Source organism: Rhodocytophaga aerolata, from assembly GCF_030503435.1.
GTDB classification, from domain to species: Bacteria; Bacteroidota; Bacteroidia; order Cytophagales; family 172606-1; genus Rhodocytophaga; species Rhodocytophaga aerolata.
Genome location: NZ_JAUKPO010000010.1, coordinates 53,720 through 70,908 on the forward strand (window position 1 = coordinate 53,720; position 17,189 = coordinate 70,908).

Here is a 17,189-nt window from a genome sequence, read left to right on the forward strand (position 1 = left end):
TGTTAACAAATGAATGTATAAACTGATTTATTTCTTTTATTTATATATTTCTTGTTTGCGGCTGATTACTTTCTTTACAGCATCTACAATATTACTGGCGCTTAAGCCATATTTGATCATCAGTTCTTCCGGCGTACCACTTTCACCGAATGTATCATTTACCCCAACCATTTCCAGGGGAGCTAAATAATTCCGGCAAAGCAGCTGGGCTACACTATCTCCTAAACCGCCGTTCATCTGGTGCTCTTCAGCAGAAACAGCACAACCAGTTTTTTTCACAGAGTTTAAAATGGCCTGTGTATCTAGTGGTTTAATCGTGTGGATGTTGATAATTTCTGCATCTATCCCTTGCTCGGCCAGTATTTCTCCAGCCTTAATTGCTTCCCATACTAAGTGGCCGGTAGCAAAGATACTCACATCTGCTCCTTCGTTCACCATCCATGCTTTGCCAATTTCAAATTTCTGATCTGCCGGTGTAAAAATCGGCACTACCGGGCGGCCAAACCGCAGATAAACCGGGCCCACATACTCTGCAATAGCAATAGTAGCCGCTTTGGTTTGGTTATAATCGCAGGGATTAATTACAGTCATGTTAGGCAGCATTTTCATCATGCCCAGGTCTTCCAGAATCTGGTGAGTTGCACCGTCTTCACCCAGGGTAACGCCAGCATGAGAAGCGCATATTTTTACATTTTTATTTGAGTAGGCAATAGACTGGCGAATCTGGTCGTATACACGCCCGGTAGAAAAGTTAGCAAACGTGCCGGTATAGGGTATTTTACCGCCAATGGTTAACCCGGCTGCCAAGCCCATCATGTTTGCCTCCGCTATACCCACCTGAAAAAAACGCTCAGGAAATTCTTTCTGAAAATCGCCCATCTTCAGGGAGCCTATTAAGTCAGCACAAAGGCCCACTACATTCGGATTTTTACGGCCTACTTCTAAAAAACCGGCACCAAAGCCGGAACGGGTGTCTTTCTTGTCGGTATAGGTGTATTTTTTCATCTGTTAATAATTGTTTGTCTAAGGTCAGCGGATTAGCAGGTAAAATTGGTATAACATACACAAGTTTAAACGGCTATCCCTATAAGAAAATCCAGTATATGCGTGTAAAATTAAAATCCTTTCTCTTGTGAAAGAAAGGATTTAACAGAATTATCTATAAGAATTTAATAAAATTATCATCAGAATAACACGAAGTGTAGCTAGGCCACAAAATTTACACTTCCAAAGATGGAAAAATTATCTCTAAAAATCTTAATTTTTTACAGATTTCACCCGGCAATCATCAAAAAAATTATTTTTTACGCCATTTACCCAATAACTCATGGTTAGTTCTTGCCCGTTTATAGAACCTAGCCCGACTATGCGAAAGTTATTAACCTGCTGCTCAGGAATAGAAAGTTTAGAGCCACTGATTTTAGCTTTTACGGTCAGATCTGCATTCCAGAAATTTTTGATGTAAACCACGCTGTCTTTTTCAGGTGATTTGCTTATCTGCATGGTGAACTTGCTGGTAGTAGAGACCGTAGAACTTTCTTCTTCTGCGGTGTATCTACCTACAAACTTATCTCTGAAATCAGCCGGACGCAATTCGGTAATGGAACAGCCGTACATAATAAATAATACCAGGTAAATACAAGCCTTCATAGCAGATTGGGATAGATTGTGGACTTATAAAATTAAGCCTTCGCCATTCCCTTTTTGCGTTACTATTTATAGAATTCTTACATAGGTACTATCTGTAAAGTGGTTGTACGGCCACTATCTTTGCAAAACAAATACGTGAATTGAAAGCCAATTACTTTCACAGAAATAAAGTGGTATAAAAATTCAAGAGCCTGGTTAGCCTATGTAAGGTTTAAGCTTCAGCAATAAAATTTTACTGTGTTATGTATAATCAAAAAGCACTATCACACACATTTTACTCTGGTGCAATAGTGCTTTCAACCGCTGTTAAACTAAGCAGGGAACCGGTTTATTTACTCAGGTAATCTATCAGTTCACCTAAGGGAAGTTGATTAAGGGCTTCTTGTAACTGATCATCGTTTGGAGCCACACCATGCCATTTATGGCTACCCATCATAAACTTCACGCCATAACCCATCTCGGTATGCATGTTGATCATAATTGGTGAACCTTTGCCTGTCATACCTTTGGCCTGTTCCAACGCTTTTACTACGGCTTCCATATCATTACCATTTTCCAGTTCGATTACCTGCCAGCCAAAAGCCTTATATTTTGCGCCAAGATCCATCAAATCCATAATTTCTTTGACCGGGCCATCTATTTGCTGGCCATTGCGGTCTACTGTAGCAATCAGATTGTCTACTTTATGATGGGCTGCATACATGGCTGCTTCCCAGATTTGCCCTTCCTCCTGCTCTCCGTCACCCATCAGTACAAACACCAGACGGTCGTCGCCATTGAGTTTTTTTGCCTGAGCAGCTCCAATAGCTACTGACAAGCCTTGTCCTAATGAACCTGAAGCAACTCTGATTCCTGGCAGATGTTCGGCAGTTGCCGGGTGGCCCTGCAAGCGTGAATCCAGCCTACGGAAAGTGTGCAGCTCACCTACTTCGAAATATCCTGACCTGGCCAAAGTGCTGTACCAAACCGGGGAAATATGCCCGTTAGACAAGAAGAACAGATCTTCGCCCTTGCCATCCATATTGAATTTAGGATCGTGCTTCATCAGATGAAAATACAGGGCAACAAAATATTCTGTACAGCCCAGGGAAGCACCCGGATGCCCGGATTTTGCTCCGTGTACCATACGCACAATATCCCGGCGGACTTGTGAAGCAATGCCTTTCAATTTTTCGATATCTGCCATATTTTAAGTTTTGCGTTTAAAGATTAAGGTTAAGAATAGTATAAATAATAGGTATTGGTATTACTTTAATATCTGGCTTGCATGCTGTTTAGTATCTACCTTACTGATGATGTCGGTGATAATGCCTTTTTCATCAATCAGGAATGTCGTGCGGACAGTGCCCATATACTTGCGGCCATACATGGATTTTTCTTTCCACACATCGTATTGTTCTACAATTTGTTTATCGGTATCAGCAAGTAAGGTAAAATTCAGGTTGTGCTTATTGATAAATTTCTGGTGGGATTTTTCGTCATCAGTGCTGACACCGATTATTTCATAACCAGCCTTTTGCAGGGCCTCTTTATTGTCGCGCAGATCGCAGGCCTGTGCGGTACAGCCTGAAGTATCGTCTTTGGGATAAAAATACAGCACTACTTTTTTGCCTCTAAGGTCCGACAGTTTTACGGTATTGCCATTCTGGTCTTTTCCTTCAAAAAGCGGGGCCGGATCGCCTACGTGTAGCTTCATAATTTCAGGTGGTATCAATCAGCAGGCAAGTTATACCTTTTTGAAAAAAAAATACAAAAACTTCCTGAGAAATAAGGAAATTATGCGTTAACCTGTAGCTGCTGTAGTAAACGTTGATTATATGCCTGGCAATCAGCAGCACCTTCTTCCGGTGCCCACGGTGCAAAAATCTTATCGGTTTGCACAATATAGGGCCCGTCTTTCAGCTCATAGATGACGGAGCCAGGTTCCAGGGAAATCAAGGTATGAAAAGTCCGTGGAGGAACTTCCAGGCCGTATACCCCTTTCTCCTTACTTAATATCACATGATCTGTAACGTTACCCTTCTCATCAAACTCCACAATCAGAAAAGAACCTCTCAGCAGAATGAATGCTTCCCGTTTATCTGGGTTTTCGTGTTTATGCGGGCGTACATAGGTATCTGGTTCCATGGCATTAAGCATGCGGTTCAGCAAATCTTCCGGACTCTGGTGAAAGTTGTGATTCATCCGCCGGCGGGGAGCTTTCTTTGCTTTTTCGGAAACCTGGTCGAGCAGCTGTTTATCTATTCGGATCATCGGGTAATGTCTCATCAATATGCAATCGTGGATAATGATTATAGGGTTGTTTCAAAGGTAGTGCTATTGCCGGCATTATCTACCACTTCCATTACAAACTTTCCCTTCAACGGTTTTTCATCGTCGAGCGGATCAGACCACACCAGGTTTTTCTTGTAATCATACTGCATCAACAGCCATTCTCCATTTATGCTGGCAGTAAAGCTATAAATTCCGGAGAGGTTATCGGTAATTTTACAGGCTATTCTATCGGGCGTTTTCGACTCTAGCTTAATTACTGGGGCTATGGTATCTGCGGCAACGGTAAACCTTCCAAACTCCCGTATTTTAAAGCTTAATTGCTCATTTACCCATATTCCCCCTCTATACGATAAAGTTTTTCCGCTAACGGCATATACACCTGTACGTGTTTTGTATTCCGGAGCCACTATTTTTCCAGGGGTTATCCTCAAATCTATGCTTTCTTGCATGGGCACTACTGGCTTTCCTATCGTAAAGATATCTCCAACCCGGTTAGCTTCCAGGTAAAGGGTATCAAATAATGACCTGGCCGGAAAAAGTATATTTAATGAATCCATCGTAAATTGCACATCCTGAGCAGCAGGCACCATTTTTTTAAAGCTAAATACCTGGGTTGTCTCCTGTACATGAACAGAATCGGGCAAGGCTTTGCGCATGTCCCACAGGTAAACAGCCTGATTGTTTACTAGATAGCTTACTGGCAGTGTAACGGCTTTTTTGCCTACATGTACCACAGCCGCGCCATCCGGGTATTGCGGGTTTTTAGCAGTAATTTTCAAAACATTATCCAGTACTCTTGTGTGTACGATAGTTGCCTGCGATACTGGTTTAAAGGGCGTGTTGTCACTGCTGGGCAATTCTCCCTTTACAGTAAAAGAAAAAGTAGATTTATTCTGATGTGCATCCCACATAGTAATGGTTACTTTATGTGGCTTTTCGTCTTTGATAGTGATTTTACCTTTTTTGTCGTCTGTTTTATAAATAGCTAATTTGTTGCCATCGGCTATATATAAGCGTTGAAAGCGGTTGTTGGTCTGGTAAGCTGTTTCATAATCAATATGTATATTAATATGCCGGCCTACATCGAATGAAAGCATTTCCAGATGGTGTGTGTATATTTCCTTATCGTCCAGCTTCACTTCCATACAGGTAACCCCATTTTTATTGTGTGTACCATCCGACATATCAAAAGCCAGAATTTCCAGGCCAATCTGTCCCCATACCGGAATGGGCTTTACAATAGAGTAACTAGATGAGCTATTTTTCTGAGGAATAAACTCAGCCCGGCTGAATTCTCCTTCTACTCTAGCTTGAATATCCAATGGCTTGATGGCCAGTTTTGAAACAGTTGGAGGAATATGGTCTTTTATTTCATTGAAGCCGAAATACAAAGGGTTGAATAAATTATCTAAGGTATCGCGGATTTCGAAATGCAGATGCGGCCCGCCAGAACCACCAGTATTTCCGGAATAGGCTACAATATCTCCTTTTTTTACTTGTAACAGTTCTTTATTGGGCAGTACATCTATCTCAAATGTTTTACCATTATATTGCTGCCTGCGCAGAAACCCACCTATGGTTTTGTTATAATTGCGGATATGGCCGTAAACAGTAACAAACCCATTGGGATGTGTGATATACAGGGCATTGCCATAACCTGCCGTCGTTACTTTGATCCGCGAAACATACCCATCGGCAGCTGCATAAATAGGTAAGCCTTCCCTGCCCTCTGTGCGGATATCCAGGCCTCCATGAAAATGATTGCTGCGAAGCTCTCCCATATTCCCTGTCAGAAAGTTAGTCTGGCCAGGTTTGATAGGAAACATAAAATACCCTTTGGGATACGTAGCAGGTTTTTGTGCAAAAGCACCTGGCGCATTCAATACCTGCAGACTAAAGAACAGACCAGTACAGCACAGAAACAATAAACAGGCGCGGCTGCTTATTAAAAAGCGGCAGTTATTCAATAAACTCATTAATACAGGAAGTACAGCGTGTTGGACAAATAAAATTAACAGAATTCTTCTGCTCGCTGGCAAAATCCGAAAATTATATTTACCCACTACATGTAAGAAAATGGAAAAATACCGGATGTATTTAATAGCATCCAGTATTTTAACGTCTGTTCTGTTTATCTGTTTTATTTCACCTCAAACGACAACATATTTTTATCTTCGATAAAGCACTCCAGCTTATCACCAATTTTTACCGGCCCAACTCCTTTGGGTGTACCTGTAAAAATAATATCGCCTTTTTTTAAGGTAAAAAACTTAGATAAATAGGAGATAATATAATTAAAATTGAACAACATCAAGCTGGTATTGCCTTGCTGCTTTACTTCTCCGTTTACTTTAAGGCTAAAATTAAGATTTTGTAAATCGGCTATACTGCTCAGCGGAATAAAATCGGATATGGGGGCAGAGCCGTTAAAACCTTTGGCAATATCCCAGGGAAGGCCCTTTTCTTTAGCTTTCTGCTGCAGATCTCTGGCTGTAAAGTCTATCCCTATGCCAATTTCCTGGTAATATTTATGTGCAAATTTCTCTTCTATATTTTTTCCTTCTTTATCTATCTTTAGCAAGATTTCCACTTCGTGATGTATATCTTTGGAAAAATCCGGATAATAGAAAGGAGCATTGTTTTTCAGAATGGCTGTATCAGGTTTTGTAAAGATAACAGGTTCCTCCGGACGTTCGTTGTTTAGTTCTTTAATGTGTTCTGCGTAGTTTCTGCCAATTGCGAATATTTTCATAAATGATTTGTTTTTATATCCTTTTAAAGTTTAAGAAGGAATGTACTATTGACTTTCCTTCCGGACGTTACTTCGGTTTATTATGTTTAGTTATGTATGTACGTAATTTCGGTTAGTATTTATTTAGGTAGTTGGGTGTTTTATTTTACTGATCAAAAATTTACAGGAATGTAAGTATCGTTGAAATTGGTCTGATGATTGCAAGGCTCATTTGTAGGTATGTGGTTTATTTATTCAGGTTGGTAATGCATACAAAAATAGAACTTGTTCGTATTAGTTATAAAATTAATTAACACAATTTGATTTATATGAGAAAGATAATAGTAGCTTTTTCCGTACTATGGCTGATGGTAAGCTGTGCAGAAGTGCCGGTCACTGGACGCCGTCAATTAAAACTGGTAAGCGATTCAGAATTAAATGCACAATCTTTTGCTGCTTACAAGCAATTTTTACAAGAAAATAAAGTGGTACAAAGCTCCCGGGAAGCTAATATGGTGAAGGAAGTTGGAACCAGGATACAAAGAGCGGTGGAAATGTATATGCGGCAAAATAACCTGACAGAACAAATTGCAGGCTATAAATGGGAATTTAATCTGGTGCAAGACCAAAATGTGAATGCCTGGTGTATGCCTGGCGGAAAAGTAGTGGTTTATTCCGGCATTTTGCCAGTAGCACAGGATGAAGCAGGTCTTGCAGTAGTAATGGGCCATGAAATTGCCCATGCCATTGCTGCGCATGGCAATGAAAGAGCTAGCCAGGGTTTATTATCCAATGGTTTATTACAAGGTGGCTCCATTTTAGCCGGACAGAATCCTACGCTAACCAAGCAAATTATTATGCAGGCAGCTGGCGTTGGTACACAATTAGGGTTGTTGGCCTATGGGCGTAACCAGGAATCGGAAGCTGATCATATTGGACTGATCTTTATGGCTATGGCTGGCTACGATCCAAATGCAGCTGTTCCTTTCTGGCAACGGATGTCAAAAGCAGGCGGTGCTTCACCACCTGAATTCTTATCCACCCACCCTTCTCCGGAAACCCGTATCAAAGATTTGGAGAAACTCATCCCGAAAGCCATGAAATATTATCAGAAAGGTGGCGTATAAGATCCGTTCAACCGTTGTAATCTTCAGAACATACAAACAAAAAGGACAGCGTTGGCTCTGTCCTTTTTGTATATGAAGTAGTATTAATGTAGAATCTATCAGTGATCTTATGTACTTATACCTTACCTAACACATAAATTTGGCCTTCGGGTGTTGGGTTGCCCCCTTTTTTCTCAAGTGTAATAGCAAAAGCTTCTGCTTTACCAATATTCTTCATTTTTTGTAGTTGAGGGCCTTGTTCTTTTAATTCCAACATGCCTGCATCTACCGGCTTACCATCTACAATGGCCCATAACTGATACTGTTTATCAGGGCTTGGCGCCGGTAAGTTGTGTACGGCCAGGTGTACTTGTTGCTTATCTTTATTCCAATAAACCATAACGGCTGCACCTGGAGCAGGTTCCTGCCCCCCTAAGAAGATGGGCCTGTTATCCGGATTACGTAAAATTTCCAGTTCTGCCAGGGCCTGTGTATAATCCGTCTGGCGTACTTGCAGGCTGGCGCTTAGGCTTTGATTTCTGGTAGTTGCCGCTGCTAATTGTTGCTTCGTATCTGTTAGCTGGTTATATAAATAAGCGTTCAGGCCAATACTTAAAATAAATCCGGTAACGGCTGCCGCAAGCCAGTACATCGTAAAGTTTCTACCAGTTTTTGTTTCCCTTGAACTGTTCAGGCTTATCTCTTCTGGCATACTTACCTCGTCAGTATCCAGTTGTTCCAGCTTATACCAGATTTTCTTCTTTAATGATGCTGGAGGCACCTGTTCATGTTGCATAATATAGGCTTCCAACGATGCACGTATGGCTTCAATTTCAGCCTTTATCTGGGGATATTGTTTGGCCAGGCGTTCTACTTCAGCTGTTTCTTCAGGAGAAGCAATGCCAAGCACATAACTCTCCAGAACTCCCGATGCTATGTAAGCTTGTATATCCAATTTATTTGAAGAATTCTCTTAAATGATTGATGGCAGATTTGACCCTGGTTTTTACCGTTCCCAATGGAATATTTAACTCTTCGGCGACTTCTGCCTGGGTAAATCCTTTGAAATATATATAATCTATAATAATCTTTTGTTCCGGCTTCAGGGTGTCTACGACCTTATCTAACCCTATATGATCTACGGCTGATTGTGTTTGTGACTGGCCATCCATCATACTTACGTGATTATCCAATGACTGGATTTTGTTTGTATGCTTATAACTTTGTGACCGTAATCTGTCAATGGCGGTGTTGCGGCATACGTTCAATAACCATGTAAACAAAGTGCCTTTGGAAGCATCATAGGCATCAATATTTTTCCAGATCTTGACAAATGCATCTTGTAATACGTCTTCTGCTAATGATTCTGAATGGACAATTTTGAGCACAATACCATACAGCACCCTGGAATAGTTGTCATACAACAATTCAAACCCCTTCTTGTCTTTGTTTTTTAACAAACCAACAAGTTCTTTTTCAGTAATGGTAGACAGCGTTTTGTACAAAGCCTGCTCGAGCGAAACGAAAAGATTAATTACCAGATAAACAAACCAAATCTATTATTGTTTGAAGATTTTTATGGCCTGAACAATATATAGTTGGCTTAAAAAATAACAAAAAGGAAAAGCCTTTCTCTATTGAAAGGCTTTGCTAGTACATTAGTTTATGCTTCAGGAGAGAACCGCTTCTGCTAAAACAGTTATTTTATTATCCAACACCTCTACTACTCCCCCATCTACAGTTACTGCCTGTTCACCTTGTGTAGTCCGGATCGTAACTTTTCCTCTCTCTAACAAACTAATCAGTGGAGCATGGTTATTCAACACTTGGAAAGATCCTTTCACTCCAGGAAACTGGGCAGAGATCACTTCTCCTGCAAAAACTCTCTGATCAGGCGTAATAATTTCTAAATACATGTGTGTACTGATTAATGGTAAATGACGAATGATTACTAAGTATATACCTAATAATCATTCATCAATAATCACTATTTTGCTTCTGCCAGAAGTTTTTCTCCTTTGGCTATGGCTTGTTCTATATTACCCACCAGGTTAAATGCAGCTTCAGGCAAATGGTCTAGTTCTCCATCCATAATCATATTGAAGCCTTTGATAGTTTCTTCAATGGGCACCAACACGCCTTTTAATCCGGTAAATTGTTCGGCTACGTGGAATGGCTGTGATAAGAACCGTTGTACCCGGCGTGCACGCGATACTACGAGTTTATCTTCTTCAGACAGTTCGTCCATACCCAGGATAGCAATAATATCCTGTAATTCTTTGTAGCGTTGCAGTATCTCTTTTACCCGCTGTGCTGTACGGTAGTGCTTCTCTCCTACAATGTCTGCTGTTAAAATACGGGATGTAGAATCTAGTGGGTCTACCGCAGGGTAAATACCTAACTCAGAAATTTTACGGGACAATACGGTAGTAGCATCCAAGTGGGCAAACGTTGTAGCAGGAGCCGGGTCAGTTAAGTCATCGGCAGGTACATATACTGCTTGTACAGAAGTAATAGAACCCCGCTTAGTAGACGTAATACGTTCCTGCATGGCGCCCATTTCGGTGGCTAGTGTAGGCTGGTAACCTACGGCAGAAGGCATACGGCCTAACAAAGCAGATACCTCAGAACCAGCCTGCGTAAAGCGGAAGATATTATCGATGAAAAACAGAATGTCGCGGCCTTTGCCGGTACCATCGCCATCCCGGTAGTGTTCGGCAATCGTTAATCCGGAAAGCGCCACACGGGCACGTGCTCCAGGCGGCTCGTTCATTTGCCCGAACACAAAGGTTGCTTTGGAATCTTTCAATGTTTCAGGATCTACCTGGCTTAAATCCCATCCACCATTTTCCAGGGAATGCATAAATTTATCACCATAGGTAACAATGCCTGCTTCAATCATTTCGCGCAGCAGGTCATTTCCTTCACGGGTACGCTCGCCAACACCAGCAAACACTGATAAGCCTGAGTAAGCTTTGGCAATATTGTTAATTAACTCCTGAATCAAAACGGTTTTTCCTACACCAGCACCACCAAACAATCCAATTTTACCCCCTTTGGCATACGGCTCAATCAAATCAATCACTTTAATCCCAGTATAAAGTACCTCTGTAGAAGTAGAAAGGTCTTCAAAACGGGGGGCAGAACGGTGGATAGGTAAACCCGGACCAGAGGCAGGCTGAGGAATACCATCTATCGCCTCTCCTACTACATTAAATAATCTGCCTTTGATTCCTTCACCGGTAGGCATCTTAATCGGGCTACCCATATCAATTACATCAATACCACGTTGCAGCCCTTCTGTACTATCCATCGCAATGGTTCTTACCCGGTCTTCTCCCAAATGTTGCTGACATTCCAGTATAATTTTCTGTCCATTTGCCTTCGTTACTTCCAAAGCATCCAATATTCTGGGAAGCCGGGCATTCTCTCCTTCGAAGCTTACGTCTACTACTGGCCCAATTACCTGGGTAACTTTGCCAACGTTACGTTTAACAGCACCATCCCCTTTAGTCAGATTACCGTTTGAATTCGTTGAATCGTTATTTAACATTTTCTATGATTTTATTTTAAAAAGAAAGGCTTTTTTTTCAGAGCACAAAAGTAAGCGATAATTTACTCAATCCAAAGCATTGCCACATTACTTTTACATACCTACCGGTCAAGTATTTAGGATACTAAATGCCAGCATAGGATAAAGCCATTTCCTGTAGCTGATTGTTTCGGATGGATGTATCTGTAAATTTTATAGCAAACTACCTGCACTATTCCTATTGACTGATGGACTGAACGATTCTACTACCTCTGTAGGCTGATTGCTATGTCCGGTTAAAATTTCATTACCATACTTACCCCCTGTGGCGTAGGAACAACCGTAAAAGAATGCTTATTTTTTTCTTTTATCATGGGGTATAGTTTTAATACACTTTCGGCACAGGCAATTCCTAAGGCTGAGCCGAGCAATATATCTGAAAGCCAGTGGGCACCTACATATACTCTGGAAGCGCCAGTAATGACAGGAAGCGCATAAAATACTACTTTTAAAGGGACAAAATCTATTTGCCGGGCCAGAATCCAGGCTGTTGCTACCGATAACATAGTATGGCCAGAAGGAAATGAGTGATAATCGGCCCCTCCAAAAGGCTTGAAGCTAAAGGCACCTCTTTCAAATTCAGGCCGCGATCTTCCAACAGCCTCTTTGGCGATGGTTTGCAATAAACCAGAGGTTGTAACAGAGGCTATAACCATAATACCAGTATCGCGTAACCAATCGTTGTTTACCAGTACGCCGCTTGCCCACAAAGCAACCATAAAAGGATAATTGTATTCTGGCTGACCTAAAAAATTACCAACTTTTTCTAATTCATCAAATACTGGCCTTTGGTTCCGTTGCATCATTTTATACACCGGTTCATCTATGAACATGGCTGCGCCAGAAATCAGAAAAGCCCCTCCTAACCGGGCGAAATCCCTTTTTTGCCAGTGAAATGGCCTGGCATAGGTTTGTACTACTGTTAAAATGGTATTTTTTCCATCTATGGCTACTCTCTTAAAAATATTTCTTTTCACAACAATACTATCCTGGCTATCCTGCGCAAAAACAGGAACCATTGAACCAGTATGAATAAACAGAAAAAGAAGTACCAGAAAACCTGGCATTGGCAATTTTGGAAGGTGGTAGTACATACTTATATAAATAGGTGGTGGATAAAATTAGCATAAGTTTATATGCAAAATATAGAAATCGTTTTATCTGCTATAGTACCCTGGAATATTTCTGCTAGCTACCAGATTGGCTGATAGTTTATAGCCTTTCTCTTCATACCTTATTACCGGATTCGCTGGGTAATTACCCCGAGAAGCATAAAATATCCTAGCACTAATTTACTCTAACAAACACAGGCTAAACCATTGAAAATCAAATTATAATACACCACTATTTTGTATACACATGCAAAGATACAGAGGTAATTTCTTTGCAAGTACCAGGTATATTTTAATCCGCATAATATTTGAGGCTATGAAGAAAGCTTACAATAGTCTCCTACGTGAGCAGGAAAGGCAGCATTTACTTTCCGTCCCCTTCTGCTTTTAATTGTTCTTCAAATAATTTAAAAATACGTTTATATTCATCTGTCCAGCTGCTGGGCTCTACAAAGGCATGGTCTTCCATAGGATAAACCGCCAGCTCCCAGTTATCTTTTTTAAGTTCAATCAGGCGCTGGGTTAAGCGAACAATATCCTGAAAGTGTACATTAACATCCAGCATACCATGGCACATCAGCAGGTGGCCTTTCAAACCTTCGGCATAATAAATAGGCGAACTTCTCGCGTAGGCCAGGCTGTCTGTATGCGGTTCGTTGAGAATATTAGAAGTATAAGGATGGTTATAATGTGCCCAATCTGTAACGGACCGCAGCGCACCGCCAGCTTTGAATACATCAGGCTGTGTAAACATGGCCATCAGTGTAATGAAGCCCCCATATGATCCACCATAAATACCGATTCTTTTTGGGTCTACCCCCTGTTTCTCGACTAAAAACTTCGCACCATCTACATGATCAGTTAAATCTTTTCCGCCCATATGACGGTAAATGCCGGTCCGCCAGTCGCGTCCGTAGCCTGCGCTGCCACGATAATCAATATCTAACACCGTATACCCATTATCAACCAGCAGATTATGAAACATATATTCGCGGAAATACTGGCTCCAGAATTTATGGGCATTTTGAAGATATCCGGCTCCATGCACAAATATAACTGCCGGCCCGTTGGGTACTACCTTTGCAGGTTTATATAACCGGGCATACACGTTTGCTCCATCTCTGGCAGGAAAGCTAAGCACCTCAGGCTCCCGCCAGGTATACGATTTAAATTCATCGCTGAGCGATTGCGTTATTTGTCTGGGTTTTGCACCTGCCTTGTTTTCCATCAAAAACAACTCCCAGGGTTTGGTAGCCGAAGAGTAACGCAGAGCAATGTATTTCTCGTCCGGCGAAAGATACGGTTCATAGGCACCTGTACCGGAAGTTAATTGTACAGCTTTACCTCCGGCCACCGGTAATTTATATACATGTTTTTCACCTGGATGTACTTCATTAGACAGATAAAAGAAATGCTTTTTATCTTTAGAGAGCACCACATTCGACACTTCATAGTTTCCTTTAGTTAACTGCTTCTTATTGCCAGTAACCACATCTATAGTATAGAGGTGTGAGTAGCCATCTGCCTCGCTATGATACCATATGGTATGGTTATCGCCAAGCCAGCCCAGATCGCCAGGGTTAGTCCAGCCGCCGTTAATACCCGGACCTGCTACCCAAGCCTCATCCCGCTGACGATCCAGAACGTTTATTTTTCGAGTGGCTATGTCGAAATTTAAGAGCCAGCGGTCTTTATTATCTGCTGATCTGGCAACCATTACTGAGAAGCGGCCATCCGGAGACCAGTACGGCCCATGCAATACTATCTGCCGTTGTTCAGCTTTCTTAGCTGCCGTAGTATCGTTTGTAGATGCGGCTTTCTGTGGATACTCTTTTACATAATCTGGTTTATCGGATATGCCGGGTATCTCTTTTGTAGAAACTGCAAGCATGGTGTCTTTGGCAATATCATACACAAAAAATTCATAAGTAGTCTGATAATTAGCCACTTTAACCCTGGCAGGTAAATCTTCCGTGTAGCCGCTTTCGGTAACGTAACTAGGTACTTTTGTTGCCTTAATGGTTTTTGGCGATTTGGCTAACCGGTAAGTAATGTACTTTTCGTCGGGACTTAAACCAATAGCTGAAACAGTACGGTCATCCAGATATATCTCTTTAGGCGCTTTAGGCTTTTCTGCTTTTGTAATTTTTTCCGTCAGTTCCTTCTTCTCTTTTCTCTCTTTTACTACCTCAAAAAAGGTTAGTTGATCTTTATTCAGCCACTTATCGGCCTCCGTTTTTTTCTCCTCTTCTTTGGCCTTTCCTTTCTTAAAATTTGTTAACTGAACTGTGCTTCCATCGGCCAGATACCAGGCAAACAGGTTGTCTTCTCTGGTAAATAGTACTTTTTTCTCATCAAAACTGAATACCGGATTTACCTCTGCTGCCTGAGTGCTTGTTATCTGCCTGGTTGTACCCTTTTTTGTATCCATCCAGTAGATATCTCCATTCTTTTCATACACTTTTTCGGAACGTGTGCGGTTATAAGTTCCTTCTGCCGGCAGGCTTACCCGTTTAGTTGGGGAAACTTTTGCCGGCGTGAGATTGCTCACAGAAACTGTATACAATGAATCGGCAGCATTTTTATCCGGATTCCATTTGAAAAAGAGTTGCTTGCTATCCTCGGACCAGAAAATATCACTGGGTGAAGTTCCCATCCATTTGGGGTCACGCATAATTTTCTCTACGGTGAGTGGTGCAAGTTGAGAGGTTTGAGCAAAGATGGAAGAAGGAACAAAAAGCAGGAATATACAATAGAAGAGTATGTGTTTCATGAATGGCCTGGTTTGCAATATCCGGCGAAATTACGGATTGTAAGGCATAATTTGCTAATAAAACGGTTACTTTTGATTGCTGCCCAGTTCCCATACCCATAAGGCTTGGTAAAAGCTTGTTGTATATGTTACAAGATCAGAATTTTTTGTGTAATTACTTCCTGCGTATCTGCCACCTGTAGAATATATATTCCTGGCGGCAGATGAGTGGTGTCTAACTTAATTCCACTAGCAGGATATGATAGGTAATTTCCTTGTAGCCAAGTATACCCCTTTGTATCCCACAGGCTGATCTGTATAGGGCTAGGGGTATTACCAGGCGAATAGGTAACTTCTAGATACTCTCCTCGTCTGGCTGGCACCGGGTTGATCTGCAAAATACGCTTATCGGTAACATCAATAGTTTGAATAGAGGAATAGGTAAATTTCCCATTCTTGTCCACCATTTTTAAGCGGTAGTAATAGGTATGGCTCCCTTCTTTCCTATCTGTATACCGGTAACTTTGTATAGAATTTGAGGTACCTGCTGCTGCTTGCCGATGTATTTCTTCGAATAAAATTGCATCTACAGACCGTTCCAGGGCAAAATAGCCGCTTTCTGTTTCAGTAGCTGTTTGCCAGGAAATTTGTATATCAGGTGAAGTATAGGTCACGTTAAAGTTGAGCAGGTTTACTGGCAAGGGCACCCAATTTACCGAAGTGAAAGTATAGAGGTTAGCAGGAAGGTTCAAAATATCTACGCGTTCAGATGCCATATAACCAATTCCTTCCCCAATATATGTTACTCCTTCAATTTGGCCTTTCACAAAAGCAAAACCCAATTCTATGCGCCGCTTGTTTCCGCTAAAAAATGAATCATCATGGTAATCAAATAAGAGCCACATAAATAATTTTGAATCAAAAGGATTTGGATGATAACCAATAAGTACAATTTCATTGGTATTATCCCTGGCTATGTCCGCTCCGGTAATTGCTCCGTTTACGTTAAATGTTTCTTCAAGCGTAGCGACATATGAACCAGGAGCAGTAGGTACTATATAGTGTTTGGTTTGATACAAAGGGCCGATCCAATCTTTGGAAAATAAGTGCAGCTGGTTGTTTCTCACAAAAAAAGCTTCACAATCAAATTCAGTTCTGTTTTCTCCCTTTGGAGTAAAATCGGTTTGGTCACTATATGCGAAATTAATTACTTCGGCATTTACGCCCAATACCGGATCATTGTATAAGTCAGTTAGTGTTATTTTATATATTTTTAAATCTTGTCTGTTGCCATTTGCATTGTTCCCGAAGTCGCCAATGTATAAGTATTGATCATCGGCGGTAATATCTTCCCAATCTACATTCGTTGCATTAGTGACAGGTACGGTCCGCAGAATCTGTCCGGTAGCCGGATTAATTTTATATAATGAAGCTGCATTACCTCCATCGTTAAACGTCCACAAATCACCATTTACATACGCTAAACCAGAGTTCTCATTTAGGTTGGTATTCAATAAAACCCCTTGAGGTAACGTATAATTAGTAGTTGCATAGCTACAACTTCCATTGTTATGTGTAGCATTCGGATTATAATTGGTAGCCTGAGGATCGGTACAGCCTTGCTGAGCAGCTAACGGATAGAAAGTTAGCCATAAAAATATGGCCAGTAAAACAGGCTTCATCATAAAAGGCAGCAATTGATCTTGTGGAAATTGTATGAATAGAGTCTGGAAAACTCTTTTACACCTGTTGTACTATTGAATACTAGATTATACCGCTTTGGTAACAATGTAAATGCCTGTTCCTGTTTTCTATCCTTGATTTATAGCTGAACTGACAAGATAGATACAGCCTGGTTTTAATTATTTACTACCCCTATGGAGTTTCAATGAAAGCCTAATTACCGGGCAAAGAAATTACATTCCAAAATGTACGTATTTGTCCGGATATTTTTATAGCTGGCTGGTAATTT

At 41.1% G+C, this 17,189-nt stretch carries 15 protein-coding genes; 1 reads left to right on the top strand and 14 read right to left on the bottom strand.

The window, feature by feature from the left end; translation table 11 throughout:
* Positions 1-36 precede the first annotated feature (36 nt).
* From Q0590_RS17700 to Q0590_RS17730, 7 genes are all read right to left on the bottom strand, one after another.
* Positions 37-1,005, bottom strand: coding sequence for a transketolase family protein (locus Q0590_RS17700; RefSeq protein WP_302038914.1), 969 nt, complete (start codon positions 1,003-1,005; stop codon positions 37-39).
* A 252-nt stretch (positions 1,006-1,257) separates the two neighbouring features.
* Positions 1,258-1,650 (bottom strand): hypothetical protein, encoded by a 393-nt coding sequence (locus Q0590_RS17705; protein ID WP_302038915.1) that lies wholly within the window; start codon positions 1,648-1,650, stop codon positions 1,258-1,260.
* 328 nt (positions 1,651-1,978) lie between these two features.
* Positions 1,979-2,836, bottom strand: coding sequence for a transketolase (locus Q0590_RS17710; protein WP_302038916.1), 858 nt, complete (start codon positions 2,834-2,836; stop codon positions 1,979-1,981).
* Positions 2,837-2,896: 60 nt separating this feature from the next.
* Positions 2,897-3,346 carry a thioredoxin-dependent thiol peroxidase gene (bcp, locus tag Q0590_RS17715; protein WP_302038917.1) on the bottom strand — a complete coding sequence of 150 codons (450 nt, stop codon included), beginning with the start codon at positions 3,344-3,346 and terminating at the stop codon, positions 2,897-2,899.
* A gap of 80 nt (positions 3,347-3,426) precedes the next feature.
* Entirely contained in the window at positions 3,427-3,903 is a 477-nt protein-coding gene (locus Q0590_RS17720; protein ID WP_302038918.1) for a WbuC family cupin fold metalloprotein, read from the bottom strand.
* 38 nt (positions 3,904-3,941) lie between these two features.
* Entirely contained in the window at positions 3,942-5,900 is a 1,959-nt protein-coding gene (locus Q0590_RS17725) for a M23 family metallopeptidase (RefSeq protein ID WP_302038919.1), read from the bottom strand.
* A gap of 164 nt (positions 5,901-6,064) precedes the next feature.
* Positions 6,065-6,676: a fumarylacetoacetate hydrolase family protein gene (locus Q0590_RS17730; RefSeq protein WP_302038920.1), complete on the bottom strand. Its 612-nt coding sequence runs from the start codon at positions 6,674-6,676 to the stop codon at positions 6,065-6,067.
* Between the two features lie 308 nt (positions 6,677-6,984).
* On the opposite strand from Q0590_RS17730, the gene Q0590_RS17735 reads away from it, so the two are divergent.
* Entirely contained in the window at positions 6,985-7,782 is a 798-nt protein-coding gene (locus tag Q0590_RS17735; protein ID WP_302038921.1) for a M48 family metallopeptidase, read from the top strand.
* A 115-nt stretch (positions 7,783-7,897) separates the two neighbouring features.
* Here the strand turns inward: Q0590_RS17735 and Q0590_RS17740 are convergent, their stop codons facing one another.
* From Q0590_RS17740 to Q0590_RS17770, 7 genes are all read right to left on the bottom strand, one after another.
* The gene (locus Q0590_RS17740; RefSeq protein ID WP_302038922.1) at positions 7,898-8,716 is read right to left on the bottom strand and encodes an anti-sigma factor; all 819 of its coding nucleotides are present in this window, start codon (positions 8,714-8,716) and stop codon (positions 7,898-7,900) included.
* A gap of 1 nt (position 8,717) precedes the next feature.
* On the bottom strand, positions 8,718-9,266 hold the full coding sequence (locus Q0590_RS17745; RefSeq protein WP_302038923.1) for an RNA polymerase sigma factor: 549 nt from the start codon (positions 9,264-9,266) through the stop codon (positions 8,718-8,720).
* 165 nt (positions 9,267-9,431) lie between these two features.
* Entirely contained in the window at positions 9,432-9,677 is a 246-nt protein-coding gene (atpC, locus tag Q0590_RS17750; protein ID WP_302038924.1) for an ATP synthase F1 subunit epsilon, read from the bottom strand.
* Between the two features lie 71 nt (positions 9,678-9,748).
* Positions 9,749-11,314, bottom strand: coding sequence for a F0F1 ATP synthase subunit beta (atpD, locus tag Q0590_RS17755; RefSeq protein WP_302038925.1), 1,566 nt, complete (start codon positions 11,312-11,314; stop codon positions 9,749-9,751).
* Between the two features lie 275 nt (positions 11,315-11,589).
* Complete coding sequence (locus Q0590_RS17760; protein WP_302038926.1) at positions 11,590-12,447, bottom strand: phosphatase PAP2 family protein; 858 nt, start codon at positions 12,445-12,447, stop codon at positions 11,590-11,592.
* Between the two features lie 382 nt (positions 12,448-12,829).
* Positions 12,830-15,238: a prolyl oligopeptidase family serine peptidase gene (locus tag Q0590_RS17765; protein ID WP_302038927.1), complete on the bottom strand. Its 2,409-nt coding sequence runs from the start codon at positions 15,236-15,238 to the stop codon at positions 12,830-12,832.
* Positions 15,239-15,366: 128 nt separating this feature from the next.
* Positions 15,367-16,902: a T9SS type A sorting domain-containing protein gene (locus Q0590_RS17770; RefSeq protein WP_302038928.1), complete on the bottom strand. Its 1,536-nt coding sequence runs from the start codon at positions 16,900-16,902 to the stop codon at positions 15,367-15,369.
* Positions 16,903-17,189 lie beyond the last annotated feature (287 nt).

Coding starts and splice junctions, on each gene's coding strand:
- Q0590_RS17700 (WP_302038914.1), bottom strand. CDS start 1,005: ATGAAAAAATACACCTATACCGACAAGAAAGACACCCGTTCCGGCTTT.
- Q0590_RS17705 (WP_302038915.1), bottom strand. CDS start 1,650: ATGAAGGCTTGTATTTACCTGGTATTATTTATTATGTACGGCTGTTCC.
- Q0590_RS17710 (WP_302038916.1), bottom strand. CDS start 2,836: ATGGCAGATATCGAAAAATTGAAAGGCATTGCTTCACAAGTCCGCCGG.
- bcp (WP_302038917.1), bottom strand. CDS start 3,346: ATGAAGCTACACGTAGGCGATCCGGCCCCGCTTTTTGAAGGAAAAGAC.
- Q0590_RS17720 (WP_302038918.1), bottom strand. CDS start 3,903: ATGATCCGAATAGATAAACAGCTGCTCGACCAGGTTTCCGAAAAAGCA.
- Q0590_RS17725 (WP_302038919.1), bottom strand. CDS start 5,900: ATGAGTTTATTGAATAACTGCCGCTTTTTAATAAGCAGCCGCGCCTGT.
- Q0590_RS17730 (WP_302038920.1), bottom strand. CDS start 6,676: ATGAAAATATTCGCAATTGGCAGAAACTACGCAGAACACATTAAAGAA.
- Q0590_RS17735 (WP_302038921.1), top strand. CDS start 6,985: ATGAGAAAGATAATAGTAGCTTTTTCCGTACTATGGCTGATGGTAAGC.
- atpC (WP_302038924.1), bottom strand. CDS start 9,677: ATGTATTTAGAAATTATTACGCCTGATCAGAGAGTTTTTGCAGGAGAA.
- atpD (WP_302038925.1), bottom strand. CDS start 11,314: ATGTTAAATAACGATTCAACGAATTCAAACGGTAATCTGACTAAAGGG.
- Q0590_RS17760 (WP_302038926.1), bottom strand. CDS start 12,447: ATGTACTACCACCTTCCAAAATTGCCAATGCCAGGTTTTCTGGTACTT.
- Q0590_RS17765 (WP_302038927.1), bottom strand. CDS start 15,238: ATGAAACACATACTCTTCTATTGTATATTCCTGCTTTTTGTTCCTTCT.
- Q0590_RS17770 (WP_302038928.1), bottom strand. CDS start 16,902: ATGATGAAGCCTGTTTTACTGGCCATATTTTTATGGCTAACTTTCTAT.